The sequence below is a fragment of the Microbacterium sp. 69-10 genome, assembly GCF_001897945.1.
Lineage (GTDB): Bacteria > Actinomycetota > Actinomycetes > Actinomycetales > Microbacteriaceae > Microbacterium.
Map to the genome: position 1 here is coordinate 151,021 of NZ_MKRT01000022.1, position 16,086 is coordinate 167,106.

Annotated in this window: 17 protein-coding genes and 1 riboswitch (1 of these 18 only partly in view); of the genes, 6 read left to right on the top strand and 11 right to left on the bottom strand. The window is 71.1% G+C overall.

Translation table 11 applies throughout. The annotated features are described in order from the left end of the window. The 3 genes in view from BGN97_RS09800 to nagB are tightly spaced (each overlapping or abutting the next) and all read left to right on the top strand, a layout consistent with a single transcriptional unit that may run on beyond the window. Positions 1-314, top strand: partial view of an ROK family transcriptional regulator gene (locus tag BGN97_RS09800; RefSeq protein WP_292700672.1) — the 3' end only. 811 nt of this gene lie to the left of the window's left edge; only the last 314 of its 1,125 coding nucleotides appear in the window; its start codon lies off the left edge, out of view; it ends in the stop codon at positions 312-314. After that, complete coding sequence (locus tag BGN97_RS09805; protein WP_292700675.1) at positions 311-1,261, top strand: ROK family protein; 951 nt, start codon at positions 311-313, stop codon at positions 1,259-1,261. Before BGN97_RS09800 ends, BGN97_RS09805 begins: the two co-directional genes overlap by 4 nt. Next, positions 1,254-2,033 carry a glucosamine-6-phosphate deaminase gene (gene nagB, locus BGN97_RS09810; RefSeq protein ID WP_292700678.1) on the top strand — a complete coding sequence of 260 codons (780 nt, stop codon included), beginning with the start codon at positions 1,254-1,256 and terminating at the stop codon, positions 2,031-2,033. Before BGN97_RS09805 ends, nagB begins: the two co-directional genes overlap by 8 nt. 79 nt (positions 2,034-2,112) lie before the next feature. On the opposite strand, the gene BGN97_RS09815 is transcribed toward nagB, so the two are convergent. The 6 genes from BGN97_RS09815 to BGN97_RS09840 form a co-directional block, all read right to left on the bottom strand. Further along, positions 2,113-2,508 (bottom strand): NUDIX domain-containing protein, encoded by a 396-nt coding sequence (locus tag BGN97_RS09815; protein WP_292700681.1) that lies wholly within the window; start codon positions 2,506-2,508, stop codon positions 2,113-2,115. Beyond that, positions 2,501-3,862 (bottom strand): FAD-linked oxidase C-terminal domain-containing protein, encoded by a 1,362-nt coding sequence (locus BGN97_RS09820; RefSeq protein WP_292700684.1) that lies wholly within the window; start codon positions 3,860-3,862, stop codon positions 2,501-2,503. Before BGN97_RS09820 ends, BGN97_RS09815 begins: the two co-directional genes overlap by 8 nt. Next, positions 3,859-4,230 (bottom strand): YrdB family protein, encoded by a 372-nt coding sequence (locus tag BGN97_RS09825; RefSeq protein WP_292700687.1) that lies wholly within the window; start codon positions 4,228-4,230, stop codon positions 3,859-3,861. Before BGN97_RS09825 ends, BGN97_RS09820 begins: the two co-directional genes overlap by 4 nt. A gap of 10 nt (positions 4,231-4,240) precedes the next feature. After that, positions 4,241-6,007 (bottom strand): sigma-70 family RNA polymerase sigma factor, encoded by a 1,767-nt coding sequence (locus tag BGN97_RS09830; RefSeq protein ID WP_363331424.1) that lies wholly within the window; start codon positions 6,005-6,007, stop codon positions 4,241-4,243. A 462-nt stretch (positions 6,008-6,469) separates the two neighbouring features. Then, the gene (locus BGN97_RS09835) at positions 6,470-7,645 is read right to left on the bottom strand and encodes an N-acetylglucosamine-6-phosphate deacetylase (protein WP_292700693.1); all 1,176 of its coding nucleotides are present in this window, start codon (positions 7,643-7,645) and stop codon (positions 6,470-6,472) included. Further along, the gene (locus BGN97_RS09840) at positions 7,642-9,162 is read right to left on the bottom strand and encodes a family 20 glycosylhydrolase (RefSeq protein ID WP_292700696.1); all 1,521 of its coding nucleotides are present in this window, start codon (positions 9,160-9,162) and stop codon (positions 7,642-7,644) included. The genes BGN97_RS09835 and BGN97_RS09840 overlap by 4 nt, the downstream gene beginning before the upstream one ends. 94 nt (positions 9,163-9,256) lie before the next feature. After that, a riboswitch (ZMP/ZTP riboswitch) is annotated at positions 9,257-9,338 on the top strand. Between the two features lie 37 nt (positions 9,339-9,375). Between BGN97_RS09840 and glyA the strand changes: the two genes are divergently transcribed. Beyond that, entirely contained in the window at positions 9,376-10,650 is a 1,275-nt protein-coding gene (glyA, locus tag BGN97_RS09845) for a serine hydroxymethyltransferase (RefSeq protein WP_292700699.1), read from the top strand. Continuing rightward, the gene (locus BGN97_RS09850) at positions 10,647-11,528 is read left to right on the top strand and encodes a bifunctional methylenetetrahydrofolate dehydrogenase/methenyltetrahydrofolate cyclohydrolase (RefSeq protein ID WP_292700702.1); all 882 of its coding nucleotides are present in this window, start codon (positions 10,647-10,649) and stop codon (positions 11,526-11,528) included. Before glyA ends, BGN97_RS09850 begins: the two co-directional genes overlap by 4 nt. A gap of 105 nt (positions 11,529-11,633) precedes the next feature. On the opposite strand, the gene BGN97_RS09855 is transcribed toward BGN97_RS09850, so the two are convergent. Beyond that, positions 11,634-12,191, bottom strand: coding sequence for a TetR/AcrR family transcriptional regulator (locus tag BGN97_RS09855; protein ID WP_292700704.1), 558 nt, complete (start codon positions 12,189-12,191; stop codon positions 11,634-11,636). Positions 12,192-12,255: 64 nt separating this feature from the next. Here BGN97_RS09855 and BGN97_RS09860 point away from each other — a divergent pair, with 64 nt between their 5' ends. Continuing rightward, a complete protein-coding gene (locus tag BGN97_RS09860; protein ID WP_292700706.1) occupies positions 12,256-12,732 on the top strand; it encodes a DUF4188 domain-containing protein in 477 nt (158 codons plus the stop codon). A gap of 19 nt (positions 12,733-12,751) precedes the next feature. On the opposite strand, the gene BGN97_RS09865 is transcribed toward BGN97_RS09860, so the two are convergent. From BGN97_RS09865 to BGN97_RS09880, 4 genes are all read right to left on the bottom strand, one after another. Then, entirely contained in the window at positions 12,752-13,483 is a 732-nt protein-coding gene (locus BGN97_RS09865; protein ID WP_292700709.1) for a DUF6882 domain-containing protein, read from the bottom strand. 30 nt (positions 13,484-13,513) lie between these two features. Further along, a complete protein-coding gene (locus tag BGN97_RS09870; RefSeq protein WP_292700711.1) occupies positions 13,514-14,743 on the bottom strand; it encodes an MFS transporter in 1,230 nt (409 codons plus the stop codon). A 134-nt stretch (positions 14,744-14,877) separates the two neighbouring features. Further along, on the bottom strand, positions 14,878-15,681 hold the full coding sequence (locus BGN97_RS09875; RefSeq protein WP_292700714.1) for an aldolase/citrate lyase family protein: 804 nt from the start codon (positions 15,679-15,681) through the stop codon (positions 14,878-14,880). Continuing rightward, on the bottom strand, positions 15,666-16,086 hold a 421-nt coding region (locus tag BGN97_RS09880), incomplete at its 5' end, for a fumarylacetoacetate hydrolase family protein (protein WP_292700717.1). The genes BGN97_RS09875 and BGN97_RS09880, both read right to left, overlap by 16 nt.

Below are 16,086 nucleotides of genomic sequence, written 5' to 3' on the forward strand. Positions count from 1 at the left end.
TGAACGTCCCCCGCCTGCTCGCGGAGACCGCCGCCGCACCGGAGAGCCGCGGCGAGATCCTGGCCGACGCCGGGACCCGCCTCGGCATGGCGATCGCGCTGATCGTGGCGGCGCTCGACCTGGCCGAGGTGGTCATCGCCGGCCCCGCCGACCTGTTCGACGGCGTCTTCCTGGATGCCGCGACCCGGGCGCTGCACGACCGCACGCTGGAGGGCGTGTTCGCCGACGTGCCCATCCGTCTCAGCGACCAGCGCGACATCGTGGTCCGCGGCGCGGTCGTCACGGTGCTCGCCGCCCAACTGGGGGTGTCGTGAGCGCGGCCGTGCGCATCGGCCTGGACGTGGGCGGCACGAAGATCGCCGGGATCGCGCTGGACGCCGACGGCGTCGCCCTCGGGAACATGCGCATCCCGACCGGATGGGGCGGGACCGCCGTCATCGACGGCATCCTGCATGCTGTCAGCGCCCTGCAGGCGCAGCTGCCCGCGGGCAGGTCGGTGATCTCGATCGGCGTCGGGATCCCGGGGCTCGTGGATGCCGAGCACGGACGGGTGCTGCACGCCGTGAACCTCGGCGTCGAGGAACTGGACGTCGCAACCCGCGTGCACGAGACGACCGGCATCCCGAGCCAGGTCGAGAACGACGTGAAGGCGGCTGCGCTGGGCGCGGCCGCGCTGCGCGGCGACACCCGCCCGATGGCCTATCTGAACCTCGGCACCGGCGTCGCTGCGGGAATCGTGATCGACGGGCGCATCTGGCGCGGCGCACGGGGAACCGCCGGCGAGGTCGGACATCTCGTGGTCGACCCGCTCGGACGGGTGTGCGGATGCGGGCAGCGCGGCTGCATCGAGACGCTGTGCGGAGGCGGCGCCCTGGCGCGGGCCTGGGGGAGAGGCGGAGACCTCCCCGTGAAGGACATCCTGGATGCCGCGGACGCCGGGGATGCCACGGCATCCGCTCTCCGACTCGATCTGCAGCGCGGTGCTGCGGCAGCCGTGCGCGCCCTGGTGCTCGCCGCCGACGTCGAGACCGTCGTCATCGGCGGCGGCCTCAGCGCACTCGCCGACCGCATCGGCCCGGGCATCCGCGCGACCCTGCAGGAGGAGGCGGCGGCGTCGCCGTTCCTGCGGTCGCTGCGGCTCGATGAGAGAATCGAGATGCTTCCGGCGGACTCGCCGGTGGCGGCCACCGGCGCCGCCCTGCTGGGATCCGCATCCGCGGGTACCGACGTCCGAGACAAGGAGATAGTCACTCATGGCTGAAGTCGTCATCACCGCGAGCAAGGAGGCCGCCGGAGCGCTGGTTGCCGACGAGATCGTGCACCTCATCGACACCGTCGCTGAGCCCGTGCTGGGGCTCGCCACCGGGTCGACTCCGCTGCCGGTCTATCAGGCACTGCGCGAGCGGCTCGCGGGGCATGACGTGTCCCACGTGCGCGGCTTCGCCCTGGACGAGTACGTGGGCATCGATCCCGCGCATCCGGAGAGCTACCGCTCGGTCATCACCCGTGAGGTCATCGAGCCGCTCGGCCTCGACCCCGAGCTGATCCACGTCCCCAACGGGGCCGTCGAGACGATCGAGCACGCGGGCGACGACTACGACGCGGCCATCGTCGCCGCGGGCGGCGTGGACCTGCAGATCCTCGGCATCGGCACCGACGGCCACATCGGCTTCAACGAGCCGGGCTCGTCGTTCGCATCCACCACCCGCATCAAGACGCTCACCGAGCAGACCCGGCAGGACAACGCGCGCTTCTTCGACTCGATCCACGACGTGCCGCAGCACTGCATCACGCAGGGGCTCGGGACGATCCTGCGCGCGCGTCACCTCGTGCTGCTCGCGTTCGGCGAGGGCAAGGCGGATGCGGTGGCCGCCGCGCTCGAGGGGCCGGTCAGCGCCATGATTCCGGCATCCGCGATCCAGCTGCACCCGCACGTGACCGTGGTGGTCGACGAGGCGGCCGCGTCGAAGCTGCAGCTGGCCGACTACTACCGCTACACCTACGCGAACAAGCCGGCCTGGCAGGGGCTCTGATCCCTGCGCGCTCGGCCCGCCGCGAGGCGGCGGGCCGAGCGCGCAGGGCGCGCGTCCGTTCTCGGGATGCCTGCCCGCGTCAGCGCCAGGCGAACGCCAGGAGGTGCTCCTCGCTGAGCGGTGCCAGCGGCACGCTCGTGCGGTCGCCGGGCTCCAGCCATCGCAGCTCTGCGAGCTCGGCCTGCACGACGACGTCCTCCGGCTCCGCGTGCATCGCGAAGGCATCCGCGATCACCCGGTGACCCGGCTCGTTGGCCGCCGCCGAGACGAAGGTCCCCAGCGGCTCGAGATCGGACTCCTCGACGTGCAGCGAGAGCTCCTCGTCGAGTTCGCGGATCAGCGTCTGCGCCGCGGTCTCGCCGGGCTCCGGCTTGCCGCCCGGCTGCATGAAGCGCGTGGTGCCCTGTTTGCGGACCACGAGCACGCGCCCTGCGCGGTCGACGATCACGGCGGCGCTGACGCGGATGTCAGGCATCGGAGAACACCTTCCCTGGGTTCAGGATCCCCTGCGGGTCGAAGACGCGCATGATGTCGCGCTGGATCCGCCACTGGTCCTCGCCCAGCTCCTCGGCCAGCCAGCGGCTCTTGAGCATCCCGATGCCGTGCTCCCCGGTCAGCGTGCCGCCGAGGCGGATCGCGGCCCGGAACAGCTCACCGGCGGCCTCCCAGATGTGATCGGGGACCTCGTCGCCGTCGAAGATGAAGTTCGGATGCAGGTTGCCGTCGCCGGCGTGCGCGACGGTCGGTATCACGACGCCGTACTCCTGCTCGATGCGAGCGATCTCGTCGAACATCGCGGGCATCGCGCTGCGCGGCACAGCCACGTCTTCGATGAGCGTGGTGCCGAGTGCGGCCAGCGCCGGGTGCGTGGAGCGGCGGATGGCGAGCAGGCGCTCTCCCTCCACGGGATCATCGGTCTCCACCACCGCGCCGCCGGCGGCTCTGAGCACCGCCACGATGCGTGCGGCCTCCTCGCGGGCGGCCGGCCCGTCGGTCTGGATGGTGAGCTGCGCGGTGCCGGCATCGGAGACGGGCAGACCCAGAAGCGCGTGCACGGCCGCGAGCATGCGGGCGTCCATGAGCTCCATGATCGCCGGCTGCGCACCGGAGGCGGTGACGGCGGCGGATGCGGCGGCGGCGTCACGGACCGAGTCGAAGGTCGCGGTGATCGTGCAGGTGCCGCCCTCCACGAGCCTGCGCAGCTTGAGGGTCGCGCCGACGATCACGCCGAGCCGCCCCTCCGAGCCGATCACCAGCGAGGTGAGGTCTAGGCCTGTGACGCCCTTCACCGTACGGTGGCCGAGGCGCAGGAGACGCCCGTCGGCCAGCACGAGGTCCACGCCCAGCACCGCGTCGCGGACGACGCCGTACTTCGCGCAGAGCAGCCCGCCGGCGCCCGTGGCGATGTTGCCGCCCACGGTCGAGATCTCGCGGCTGGCGGGATCGGGCGCCCACCACACGTCGTGCTCCGCGAGCTGCGCGTTCAGCGTCGCGTTGAGGATGCCCGGCTCCACGACTGCGAGCAGGTCGTCGGGGCGCACCTCGATGATGCGGTCCATCTCCGCGGTGGACAGCACGATCTGGCCGGGCCCGGCGTTCGCGGCGCCGGCGAGGCCGGTGCCCGCGCCGCGCACGACCACGGGCGTGGCGGTCGCCGACGCGATGCGCAGCGTGCGCTGGACGTCGTCGACCGTGCGCGCACGGACGACGGCGAGGGGCCGTCCGGGGGAGCGGTGGCCGCTGCGGTCCGCGCGCGCCTGCTCGAGGAACTCGTCGGAGGTGTCGACGATGTCGCCGAGGTCCTGCCGCAGCAGCGCGAGGACGCTCATGCCAGGGTGCGGCGTCCGGCGATCACACCCGCGGTGACGGCGACGACTGCGAAGGCGAGCCCCATCCAGGCGTGGCCCAGCGACCACCATGCGAGCGTGACGGCGACGTAGATGAGGAGCTCGACCAGGGCACGGAGGAACGGATGCAGGTGCAGGACGGCGCGGGGCGACAGGAACAGCGCCCACACCAGGAGCGTGACGACGGGAGCGCCGATGCCGACCACGATGTTCCAGGGCAGGGGCCACGAACCGAAGCCCCACAGTGCGAAGGTGACGAGCGCGGCCAGCAGCACGACCACGCGGATGAGATCCAGTGCGGTGAGGGGGCGGCGGCTCACGCCGGGGACGACGACGGGATCCTGCGACATGCCCTCAAGTCTATTCGGCGGGCGGCGTCGGAGCCGCCGTGGCCGGGGCGTCGGGCGCCGGCGCACCCAGCAGCGGGTGAAGCGACCACAGGTTGGTCGAGCTCCAGTCGCCGGGGACGCCGTCGACGACGTAGCGGAACCCCACCTCTGCATTGGTGAAAAGCTGCTGGGCGTTGGGTCGCAGATCAGCGGTCCCCGTTCCGTCCGGTGACAGCGTCAGCTCAGCACCGCGTGCCGGCACGGCATCCATCCACACCTGCACGACGCTTCCAGGCGTCCCCTGCACCGGGATCAGGTAGTGAGTGCGGAACTTCGTATCGATCACGACATCGGCCGTGCCCCAGGTCAACTCCTGCGCCTCCGGGTTCTCGCCGCCGGGATCCACCGCGCCTCCGTCCTCACCCGGGTCGGGCGTCGGCGTGGGCGTGGGTGTCGGCTCGGGCGAAGGAGTCGGCTCCGGATCAGGAGTCGGGGTCGGGGTGGGCGTCGGCGTCGGCGCGGGCTTCGCGATGGCGGGCTCCGTGACGTCCGCGTGCTGCGGAGGCGCCGGAGGCTGGGCGTCGGCCTTGACCTCGGCGTCGTCCTTGGGGGCCGGGGGCTGCTCTTCGGCGTCGATCACCATCGGGGTGTCGGCGGACATCGTGGAGTCGGGCACGACCTCGGAGGAGATCGACGAGGGCTCGGACTCGGAGGCGCTGGGCTGGGAGGTCGCGGGCGCTCCGCTGAGCATCCCGGGCACCACCGCTGCTGCGGCGACCACTCCCGCGATGACGAGCGCGGCCGAACCTGCGCCCACCAGCGCGCCGATGCCAGGCATCGAGCCGGAGGCGCTGGACGCGCCGGATCCCCCGGCGCTGCCGGACCCGGCGGCACCCGAGGTGACTGCGCTGCCCGCGGCGACCCCGCCGCCCGTGGTGCCGGCGACGACCGCGCCCTCGACGACGCTCGACGGCATGGCGGCCAGGGCGACGAGCGGCGTTCCGCCGCCCTGCAGCGCTGCGAGATAGGCGGATGCGCCGGTGACTCCCAGGACGAGGGGGAGCAGGACGAGTGCGAGACGGCTGGACACGTCCTTCGCCTCGGCTGCGACGATCATGCAGCGCGCGCAGCCCTCGAGGTGATCGTCGATGCGCTGCTGCGCGCGGGCACCCAGGTTGCCGCGCGAGTAGGCACCGAGGTGCTCGATGGTCCACTGGCAGTCGGAGCCCTCGCCGACGCTGCGCAGGTGCGCCTGGATCCAGGCCTCACGGAGGCCCTCCCGGGCGCGGAACGTCAGCTGCGACACGGCGCCGGCGCTCATTCCGAGCAGCGCGCCGATCGCGGCCGGCTTCATCTGCTCGATCTCGGAGTACCAGAGCACCTCCTGCCACCGCGAGGGGAGCGAGCGGAACGCCTGCGCGGTCAGCCCGCGGTCCAGCTCCTCGTTCGCGGCGCTGTCGGTGCTGGCCGGATCGGCGACCGTCTCGAGCTCGTCGATCGTCGTCTCGCGGCGTGCCCGGCCCCATGCGGCGGCGGTGTTGCGGATGCTCGTGAAGAGATACGCGCGGAACGACCCGTTGGGGCCGCCGCCCTTGAGGATGGCCTGGTAGATGCGGGAGTACGACTCCTGCACCAGATCGTCGGGGTCGATCGAGGAGGTGATCGAGCGGGCGACCGTCATCCCGGACCGGTAATGACGTCGCCAGAGTTCGCCGAACGCCTCGGCGTCACCCGAACGGGTGCGCAGCACGAGGTCGGCGTCAGCCGCTGCTGACCTTGCTGGACTCTGGTCTTCCACGTCTTCCTTCGTCTTGTTCCTGGGAACGCTCTCATACCCAGCTGAGGCGCCTTCACAAGAAGAGACGCGTGGGAGGGGATTTCATCACGCGTCTTCTCCATTCTGACCCGAAAACGTTCCTGAGGCCACCCCCGCCCGAATCCTGTGGAGAGCGCTCCCACGAAGATCCGCGAAGAAACTTCTGGAAACCGCGTAATGAACCGTGGCCGGTTGCATCTCTTCTCGTAGAGCATGCCTGACACGCCACCGGGGGGCGGGGTGTCAGGTGACATCGGCGCGCGGGGTATCGCGCCGGGTCGAGACCGGCTCGGAATCCTCGGGGGAGGAGATTCCGGCCGGTCGGCTCGGGGGAGGTGAGGCCGCTGCACTGGGGAAAAGGCAGCGGCCTCCCGCATGTCCGGGCGCTTCTCGGCGGCCAGCCGGGCGTGCGGCGGGCACCGCGGGGCGGACCGCCGTCGCGGGTCAGCGGGACGCCGCGGCCCCGACCCACACTCCGCGAACCGTGAAGCCGCAGTCCAGCAGCACGGCGTCCGCCGCATGACCGGGCTGCAGCCTGCCGAGCGAACCGCCGAATCCGACGGCGCCGGCCGGAGTCGCGGTCAGCGCGCGCACGGCCTCGCCGAGGGGTACGCCCGCCTCGACGGCGCGCCGCAGTGCGACGTCCTGCGTGAGCGTGGAGCCGGCGATCGAGCCGGTGTCGTCGGCGCGCGCCATGCCGTCCTTCACGGTGACCTTGACCGCGCCCAGGTCGTAGTGTCCGTCGGCGCTGCCCGCTGCGGCCATCGCATCGGTGATCAGAGCCACCCTGCCCGGCGCGGCGTCGAACAGCAGCTTGATCACGTGCGGGTCGAGGTGGAAGTTGTCTGCGATGCCCTCCAGGACGACCCGGTGGTCGGCCGCCGCGACGAGGATCGGTCCCGGCGCGCGGTGGTGGATGCCGTTCATGGCGTTGAAGGCGTGCGTGAGGATCGTGGCACCCGCCTCGAACGCCTGGCGCGCGATCTCGGCATCCGCGTCCGTGTGACCGACGGCGACGGCGGCGCCGGATGCCACGATCTGGCGCACCGCGTCGAGCCCGCCGGGAAGCTCGGGGGCGAGGGTCACCTGGCGCACCGTTCCGCGCCCGGCCTCCAGCAGGCGTGCGACATCGGCGGGCTCCGGTGCGCGCAGCAGCGACGGCTCGTGCGCCCCCTGATGCCCTGGGTCCAGGAACGGGCCCTCCAGGTGGCTGCCGAGGATCTCGGGGTCCGACTCGGTGAGATCCGCGATGACCGACACCTGGTGCGCGAGGTCGTCGATGGACGCCGTGACCAGCGAGATGACGGCGCGCGTGGTGCCGTGGGTCCGGTGCATGTCGCGCCCGGTGCGAATGGCGTCCGCGCCGTCGTCGTAGGCAGCGCCTGCCCCGCCGTGCCCGTGGATGTCGATGAAGCCGGGGGTGAGGATCGCATCCGCTCCGGCGACCTCGCTCGCGTCGATCACGTCGTCGGCGTCCGTCCAGTCCGCGCCCGTGCCGCGTGCGACGACCAGGCCGTCCTCGAACCGCACCCAGCCGTTCTCCGTGGTGCTGCCGTCGCCGTCGACGATCCGCGCGGAGTGGATCACGCGCGAGCCGCGGAAGTCTGTGGTCGGGGTCATCGGTCGCTCCAGTCGATCTCGGGCACGGGGTGGAATCGGATGCCGTCGGCGCGCCAGGCCGGCGCCTGCGCTGCCAGTCTCTCGCGGAAATCATTCCAGTCGCGAGTGCGATCGGAGGTGCTCCAGGCGATCTCGGCGATGGCCGCGATGCGCGGGAACATCAGCTGATCGGCCTCGTCGAGGCTCTCCACCGTCTCGGTCCAGAGTGGGGCCTCGACGCCGGCGACGGCATCCGCGGGGATGTCGAGAAGCGCGGTGGGCTGCCAGTCGTAGGCGCGGTGCAGGTCCACGGTCCCCGCCCAGGCGAGACCGAGCGGGAAGTCGTGGTCGTACTTCATGTCGAGGTAGGCGGCGTCCGACGGCGAGAGGATCACGCGTCCGCCGCGCTCCACGAAGTGCGCGGTGTGCTCGGCGTGCGAGGCGTCCGGCGCGAGCAGGCCCCAGTACTGGCCCACCGTGCCGGGCGCGACCTCGGCGGCGCCGGCCTCGTGCCAGGCGACGGGAGTCTTGCCGAGCTCCTGCACGATCCCGGTCGCGCGCTCGATGAAGTAGGCGAAGTCCGCGGGGGAGGTGCCCAGCGACTCGTCCCCGCCGATGTGCAGGTACGGGCCGGGCGTGAGCTCGGCGAGCTCCGCGAGCACGTCCCGGACGAACTCGTAGGTGCGCTTCTCGTGGATGCGCAGGCTGGAGTGGCCGACGCCCCAGCCGGTGTAGGGCACGCCCGCCTCGGGGAGGGCGTGGCCCAGTCGCTTCGCGTCGTCGAGCAGATGCTCGTTCATGACCGGCGCCTCGACGAGTTCGGGATAGGCGATTCCGATGGCATGGGTGTGGCCGGGCATGTCGATCTCGGGGACGATCGTGATGCCGCGGGAGGCCGCGTACGAGACGATCGTGCGGTAGTCGTCCTTGCTGTAGCAGCCGCCGCCGGTTGCCCGGCCGTCGCCCGTGGCGCTCACCGTCGAGGAGAGCTGCGAGAGCAGCGGCCAGGAGTCGATGTGGATGCGCCAGCCCTGGTCGTCGCTGAGGTGCAGGTGCAGGTGGTTGAACTTCAGGTCGGCGATCCGGTCGATCACCTTCTCGACCTCGTCGACCGGGAAGAAGCGCCGGGCGACGTCGAGCATGACGCCGCGGTACGCGAAGCGCGGGGCGTCGGCGATCCTCGCGCGGCGCCAGGTCCACCGGCCGTCCCCGTCGTCCGCCAGCAGCTGCATCAGGGTGCGGATGCCGTGCAGCAGCCCGTTCGCGGAGCCGGTCAGCTCGACGATCTCGCCGACCGTCAGCGCATACGCCTCGGCCGCGGCATCCGGATCGATCCGCACCACGACGTCTCCGGGACGCGGCTCCTCGTCGACTCGCACCGGGAGGATGCCGGTGCGGTGCCCGATCGCGGTGACGAGCTGATCGGACGCGGCGTCGTCGCCGATGATGCGCAGGGGATCCGTCAACGGCATCCGCCCCTCGCCGATGACGACGGAGACCGGTGCCGGGACCAGCGGGAGGAGAACAGGAAGGACCATGAACAAAACCTAGCGCGCTCACCGTCGCGCAAGCGCGGGCCCACCGTCACACGGGCGAGGACCGTGGGCCGCGGACATCGCCATCCGCTAAGCTTTCTTGCGTCGCGACTGGCGTCTGGGTGGGTCACCACCGGGGAGCGGCTCTGAGGATTCGACCGCGCGCCTGGGCCGATGAGGAACACACCCCTTACCCCGTGTGAACAGGAGACCGCCATGACCGACCGCTACTTCGACGCCCCGCTCGCCGAGGTCGACCCCGAGATCGCCGAGGTGCTCGAGCGCGAGCTGGAGCGCCAGCGCACGTACCTCGAGATGATCGCCTCCGAGAACTTCGTGCCCGTCTCCGTGCTGCAGTCGCAGGGCTCGGTGCTGACGAACAAGTACGCCGAGGGCTACCCGGGTCGTCGCTACTACGGCGGCTGCGAAGAGGTCGACGTCGCCGAGGAGCTGGCGATCGCCCGCGCCAAGGCGCTGTTCGGCTCCGAGTTCGCGAACGTGCAGCCGCACTCCGGCGCCTCCGCGAACGCCGCCGTGCTGCACGCCATCGCGCGCCCCGGCGACACCCTGCTCGGTCTCTCCCTCGACCAGGGCGGCCACCTCACGCACGGCATGAAGATCAACTTCTCCGGCCGTCTGTACAACATCGTCGCGTACGGTGTGAACCCCGAGACCTCCACCATCGACATGGACGAGGTGCGCGCGCTCGCCCTCGAGCACAAGCCGAAGGTGATCATCGCCGGCTGGTCCGCCTACCCGCGCACCCTCGACTTCGCCGCGTTCCGTGCGATCGCCGACGAGGTGGGCGCCCTGCTCTGGGTCGACATGGCGCACTTCGCCGGCCTCGTGGCCGCCGGGCTGCACCCCAACCCGGTGCCCCACGCCCACGTCGTCTCGTCGACCGTGCACAAGACCATCGGCGGTCCGCGCTCGGGCTTCATCCTCACCAACGACGCCGACATCGCCAAGAAGATCAACTCGGCCGTGTTCCCGGGCCAGCAGGGTGGTCCGCTGATGCATGTGATCGCCGCCAAGGCGACCGCGTTCAAGCTCGCCGCGACCCCCGAGTTCAAGGAGCGCCAGGAGCGCGTGCTGCGCGGCGCCGCGATCATCGCCGAGCGCCTCAGCCAGCAGGACGTCAAGGACGCGGGCATCGCAGTGCGCTCCGGCGGCACCGACGTGCACCTGGTGCTCGTCGACCTGCGCGACGCCGAGATCGACGGCAAGCAGGCCGAGGATCTGCTGCACGAGATCCACATCACCGTGAACCGCAACGCCGTCCCGAACGACCCGCGTCCGCCGATGGTGACCTCGGGTCTGCGCATCGGCACGCCGGCGCTCGCGACCCGCGGCTTCGGCGACGCCGAGTTCACCGAGGTGGCTGACATCATCGCCCTCGCGCTGCAGCCCGGTGCCGACATCGAGGCGCTGCGCACGCGCGTGGACGCCCTCGCCACAGCCTTCCCGCTGTACCCGGGCCTGCAGCAGTGACCGCGAAGGTCCTCGACGGCAGGGCCGCCGCGGCGGCGATCAAGGACGAGCTCACCGAGCGCGTGGCCGCGCTGCGCGAACACGGCGTCGTCCCGGGCATCGCCACGGTCCTGGTGGGTGCTGATCCGGCATCCCAGCTGTACGTCGGCATGAAGCACAAGCAGTCCGAGGCGATCGGGATGAACTCGATCCAGCGCGAGCTGCCCGCCGATGCCACCCAGGAGCAGGTCGAGGCGCTGATCGACGAGCTCAACGCCGACCCCTCCTGCCACGGCTACATCGTGCAGCTGCCGCTCCCGAAGCACCTCGACACCGACGCGATCCTGGAACGGATCGACCCTGCCAAGGATGCCGACGGACTGCACCCGACCAATCTCGGCCGGCTGGTGCTGAACGTCAACGGCCCGATCCACACGCCGCTGCCGTGCACCCCGCGCGGTGTGATCGAACTGCTGCTGCGCAATGACTACGACCTGAACGGCAAGCACGTGGTGGTCGTCGGCCGCGGCGTCACCATCGGTCGTCCGATGGGGCTGCTGCTGACGCGTCGCGAGATCAACGCCACGGTCACGCAGGTGCACACCGGCACGCCGGACATGACGCCGTACCTGCGCGAGGCCGACGTGATCGTCGCCGGCGCCGGCGTGAAGCATCTGATCAGGGCCTCCGACGTGAAGCCCGGTGCCGCCGTGCTCGACGTGGGCGTCACGAGGGAGACGGATGCCGAGACCGGCAAGTCGAAGGTCTACGGCGACGTGCACCCGGATGTCGCCGAGGTCGCCGGCTTCATCTCGCCGAACCCCGGCGGGGTCGGTCCGATGACGGTGGCGCTGCTCATGACGAACGTGGTCGAGGCCGCCGAGCGCACCCTGGCCTGACCCCGCAGGTCCGCCGAGACCCCCGCTTCCTGACGAGGCCCCCAGCTGCAGACGACTGCAACTGGGGGTCTCGGCGCTGTCCGGGGGTCTCGCGGCGTGGCGGGACTATGCGAGCGAGCGCTCCACGACATCGAGCAGCCCGGCGTAGACCGCGTCCCAGTCGACGTCGGGCGGAGCGGCCTGCGCGAGCTCGAGCGCCACGGCGCCGTGCACCTGCGACCAGATGATCACGGCGTCGCGCTGCGCGGCTTCGGCGGCGCCGGGCCGGATTCCGGAGACGGTGCGCACGAGTGGGGTGAGCGACTGCAGGGCCACGGCCTCGACCGCTGCGTGCTCCGCGGGCATCCGATCGCCGAACATCAGCCGGAACAGCGCGGGATGGGCGAGCGCCCAGGAGCGATAAGCCTCGCCGAGCGCCCGGATCCCGTGGGGCTCCGCGGCGAGCTGCGCGTCTCCGAAGGAGCGGAACGCATGCTCGATCACGGCGGTGAGCAGCTCGGTCTTGCCTCCGAACAGCGTGTAGATCGCTGACGTCGAGGTGCCTGCCGCGCGGGCGATCTCGCGCAGCACGACGCGATCGGGGCCGTCGCGGTCGATGATCTCGGCGGTCTCCTCCAGCAGTCTCGTGCGCAGGTCGTCGTCGTAGACGGTGGGTCTTGCCATGGTCACGATCGTAGCGTAACGTCGTTTCATAACAACGTTACGTAAAGCTTCGACGGGAGAGATCATGACCGCTCAGGTGGAACCGGGGCGCTTCACGGCGGCATCCGATCGCACGGACATCACGGTGTTCCTGATCGGCATGCGGGCGAATCACTGGTGGCGCGTCGGCAGCGTGATGCGCACCGCCTCGCGGATGGCGCCGATGCTGAAGCATCTGATGCAGCATCCGGATGCCGGACTGCTCGGTTTCCATCAGTGGCTCGGGCGCACCACCGTGCTGCTCTCGTACTGGGAGAGCCCGGAGCATCTGCAGCGCTTCGCGTCGGACCGCGACGCACCGCACCTGGCCGCGTGGCGCGAGTTCGTCCGCAGGTCGCAGGGGTCCGGTGACGTCGGCGTCTGGCACGAGACCTATCAGGTGCCGTTCGCCGACCTCGAGGTCGTGTACAACGACATGCCACCATTCGGGCTCGCAGCCGCGACCACGCGCGTGCCCGTCGGGGCGGGGAGCCGCACGGCCAGGCAGCGCCTCGGTCGCTGAGGGCCGCCAGGCGGCCGGATCAGGCGGTCGGCGCGGTGCCGCCCAGCGAGCCCTCGATGCCCGTGATGCGCGCGTACTCGTCGAAGCGGAAGGTCGCCGAGCCGGTGGCATCCGTCAGCGTCGCGGCCGAGAACGCCTCGTCCGCCCACTCCAGCCGCCATCCCGCGAGGCGGCCGAGATCCCACACCGATGCGCGCGGGTCGGCGAGCGTGAGGCCGGAGAGGATGCGGGGGAGCGCCGTGACCGCGGCGGCGACAGTGAGCGGCTCGATCGGGGCGTCCAGCAGCAGCACGGCGCGGGCGCCACCGGCCGGAGCCGAGTAGTACGGCGAGAGCCCCGTGATCTCCACGGCCGCTCCCGCGATCACGTGGGCCAGGTCGGCCACCCACGCCTGGATGTCGTCGCCGGTGTCGTCCGGGAAGGCCACCTCGCCCTGCGTCAGTTCGGGGATGCCGTGCTCGGCGCCGTACGCGCGGAGCTTCTCGGTGACTCCGGAGCGGTCGCCCTGTGGCATGGCCCAGGACCACATCAGCGATCGCGGGCCCGGGGCGATCGAGGCGAGCAGATGCGGGGTCGCCATCAGGGTGCGGTCGGGCTGCGCGGTCGCCGCGAACGTGAAGGTGCCGGCGGCGAGGTCGACGTCCCAGCGGTGCTCGCCGAGTGCGTCGGTAGCGGTCATCAGCTGGTCCTGGCGCAGGGCGGTGAACAGTGCGGCGCGGTCGGCGAGTGCCCGCAGGGTCTCGAAGGTCATGCGTCCAGTCTCGCACCGGATGCCATGAGTTCAGTGCGAGACGGTCGCCGCCTCGACGCGGCCCATCCGCCACACGCTCGGCACGAACGCGGTGCCCACGGCGATGACCGCATAGATGATGCCCGAGGTGACCAGCACCACGGCCGGGTCGGCGCGCGTGATCAGCCACCCGTACACGAGCGTGCCGATCGGCATGACCACGAAGCTGCCCAGCATGTCGTAGCTGGAGACGCGGCTGAGCTTCTCGGTGGGGATGTTCTCCATCATCGCCACGCTCCACCCGGTGCTGAACACCTCGGTGCCGGCGCCCACGATGAGGGCCGCGATCGCCACGAGCACGACCGCCGGGTGCACGCCCAGCATGGTCAGCGGGATCGCGAACAGGCTGATGCCGATCATCCCCATCCGCAGGGGGCACTTGAGTGGGAACCACATCAGGATCAGGGTCATCAGCAGCACGCCGACGCCCTCGGCGCTGACCACCCACCCCCAGCCGGCGATGCCGAGCCGGTCGTCGTTCTTGGCGACGTACGGACCGACGACGCCCCACGCGCCGACGTGGATCGCGTTCATGATCATGAACGCGAGCACGACCGCGTACAGCCAGGACCGGCTCCAGAACTCGGTCCAGCCGATGCGCAGGTCGGCGAACAGCGAGAAGCGCCCGTCGCCGACGGGCGGAGGCAGCTTCACCATCGCCAGGATCGGGATGGCCGAGAGCCAGCCGATCAGCTGCACGACCATCGCCCAGGCGGGACCGGCGGTCGTGACCAGGATGCCGGCGATCACCGGTCCGCCGATCGTGACCGCGGAGCGCACGAACGAGAGCATGGCGTTGGCCTGCTGCAGGGTCTCCGGCCGGGTGAGCTGCGGGATGATGCCCTGCATCGCGGGGAGCACGAACGCGGTCGACGCACCGTTGACCGCGGCGAGGGCCACCATCACGGGGATCGTGGCGGTGTCCGTGAACAGCAGATACGCGATCGCGCCGATCGAGAGCAGGTCCAGCACATAGCAGGCCTGGATCACCAGTGCACGGGGGAGCCGATCTGCCACGACCCCGCCGAAGAGAACGAACACGACGTTCGCGACCGTGAAGGCCGTGAGAACCAGCGACAGGCTGACCGGGTCGTTGTCGATCTCGAGCACTGCGAACGCCAGCGCGATCGACGACATGGAGCCGGTGATCATCGTGATCGCCCTGGCGAGGAAGAACCACCGGAAGTTGCGATCGCCCATCGCCGCCAGGCCGCGGTTCACGGGTCGGTCCGGGGCGTCAGCATCCGTTCATCCAACCACAGCCGCCACAACTCCGGAGAACCGGCGGGTTCCACCGCCGGATCCGACTCTTCGGGCGGGTTCGGCGATGAATCTCCGGAGTTGTGGCCGGGCGGTCAGTACGAGTCGGTGCCCGCCTCGTCGGATGCCGGGATGAACCGGGCGGCGAGGGCCTCGGAGCCCCGCGCGAGGATCGTCACATCCGCGCTCGCCGAGAGGAAGTCGGCGCCGGCCGCGAGGTAGGCGTCGGCACCCGCCGGGTCGAACGCGTTCACGCCGGCCTTCTTGCCCGCGGCATGCGCGGCCTCGAACACGCGGTGCACGCCGGCGACGACATCCGGATGCCCCTGCTGGCCGGGCAGCCCCATCGAGGCCGACAGGTCGGCCGGACCCACCAGCACGCCGTCGACGCCGTCGACGGCGGCGATCTCGGAGGCGCGCTCCACGGCATCCGCCGACTCGATCTGCACGATCAGCGAGATCGTCTGCGACGCGTTCGGCACGTATCCGCCCACCCGGCCCCAGCGCGCGCTGCGCGCGAGCGCGGAACCGACGCCACGGATGCCCTCCGGCGGGTAGCGCACGGCGGCGACAGCCGCCCGCGCCTCCTCGGCGGAGGCCACCATCGGCACGAGCAGGTTCTGCGCACCGGCATCCAGCACCTGCTTGATGACGACCGGTTCGTTGAAGGGCACCCGCACCACGGTGGTCGGGGGGTACGCGGCGATCACCTGCAGCTGCTGCTGCACGGTGGTGAGGGTGTTGGGCCCGTGCTCCATGTCGATCAGCAGCCAGTCCACGCCCGAGCCGGCGCAGATCTCGGCGATGAGCGGGGAACCGGTGCTCAGCCACATGCCGATCAGCGGGCGGTCGGCCTCGGCGAGCCGGTCGCGGAAGGTCGGGTCTAGACGAAGCGGCATTCGATGGTCCCCATCTCGCGGTAGTCGCACAGCACGGTGTCGCCGCGCTGCACCCACATGGGCCGCGTGAACGATCCTGCCAGGATGAGCTCCCCGGCCTCCAGCCGCTGACCGTGCTGGTGGAACTTGTTCGCCAGCCAGGCGACGCCGGTGGCCGGATGCCCGAGCACGCCCGCGGCGACCCCGGTCTCCTCGATCTCGCCGTTGCGGGAGAGGACTCCCGGCACCCAGCGCAGGTCGATCTCGTCGGGGTGCATGCGCACGTCGCCCAGCACCATCGCGCCGTAGGCGGCGTTGTCGCTGATCGTGTCGACGATCGTGCGGCCCTCCAGCTCGATGTGGGAGTTCAGCACCTCCAGCGCCGGCACCGCGTAGTCGATCGCGGCGAGGGCGTCCTCGAGCGTG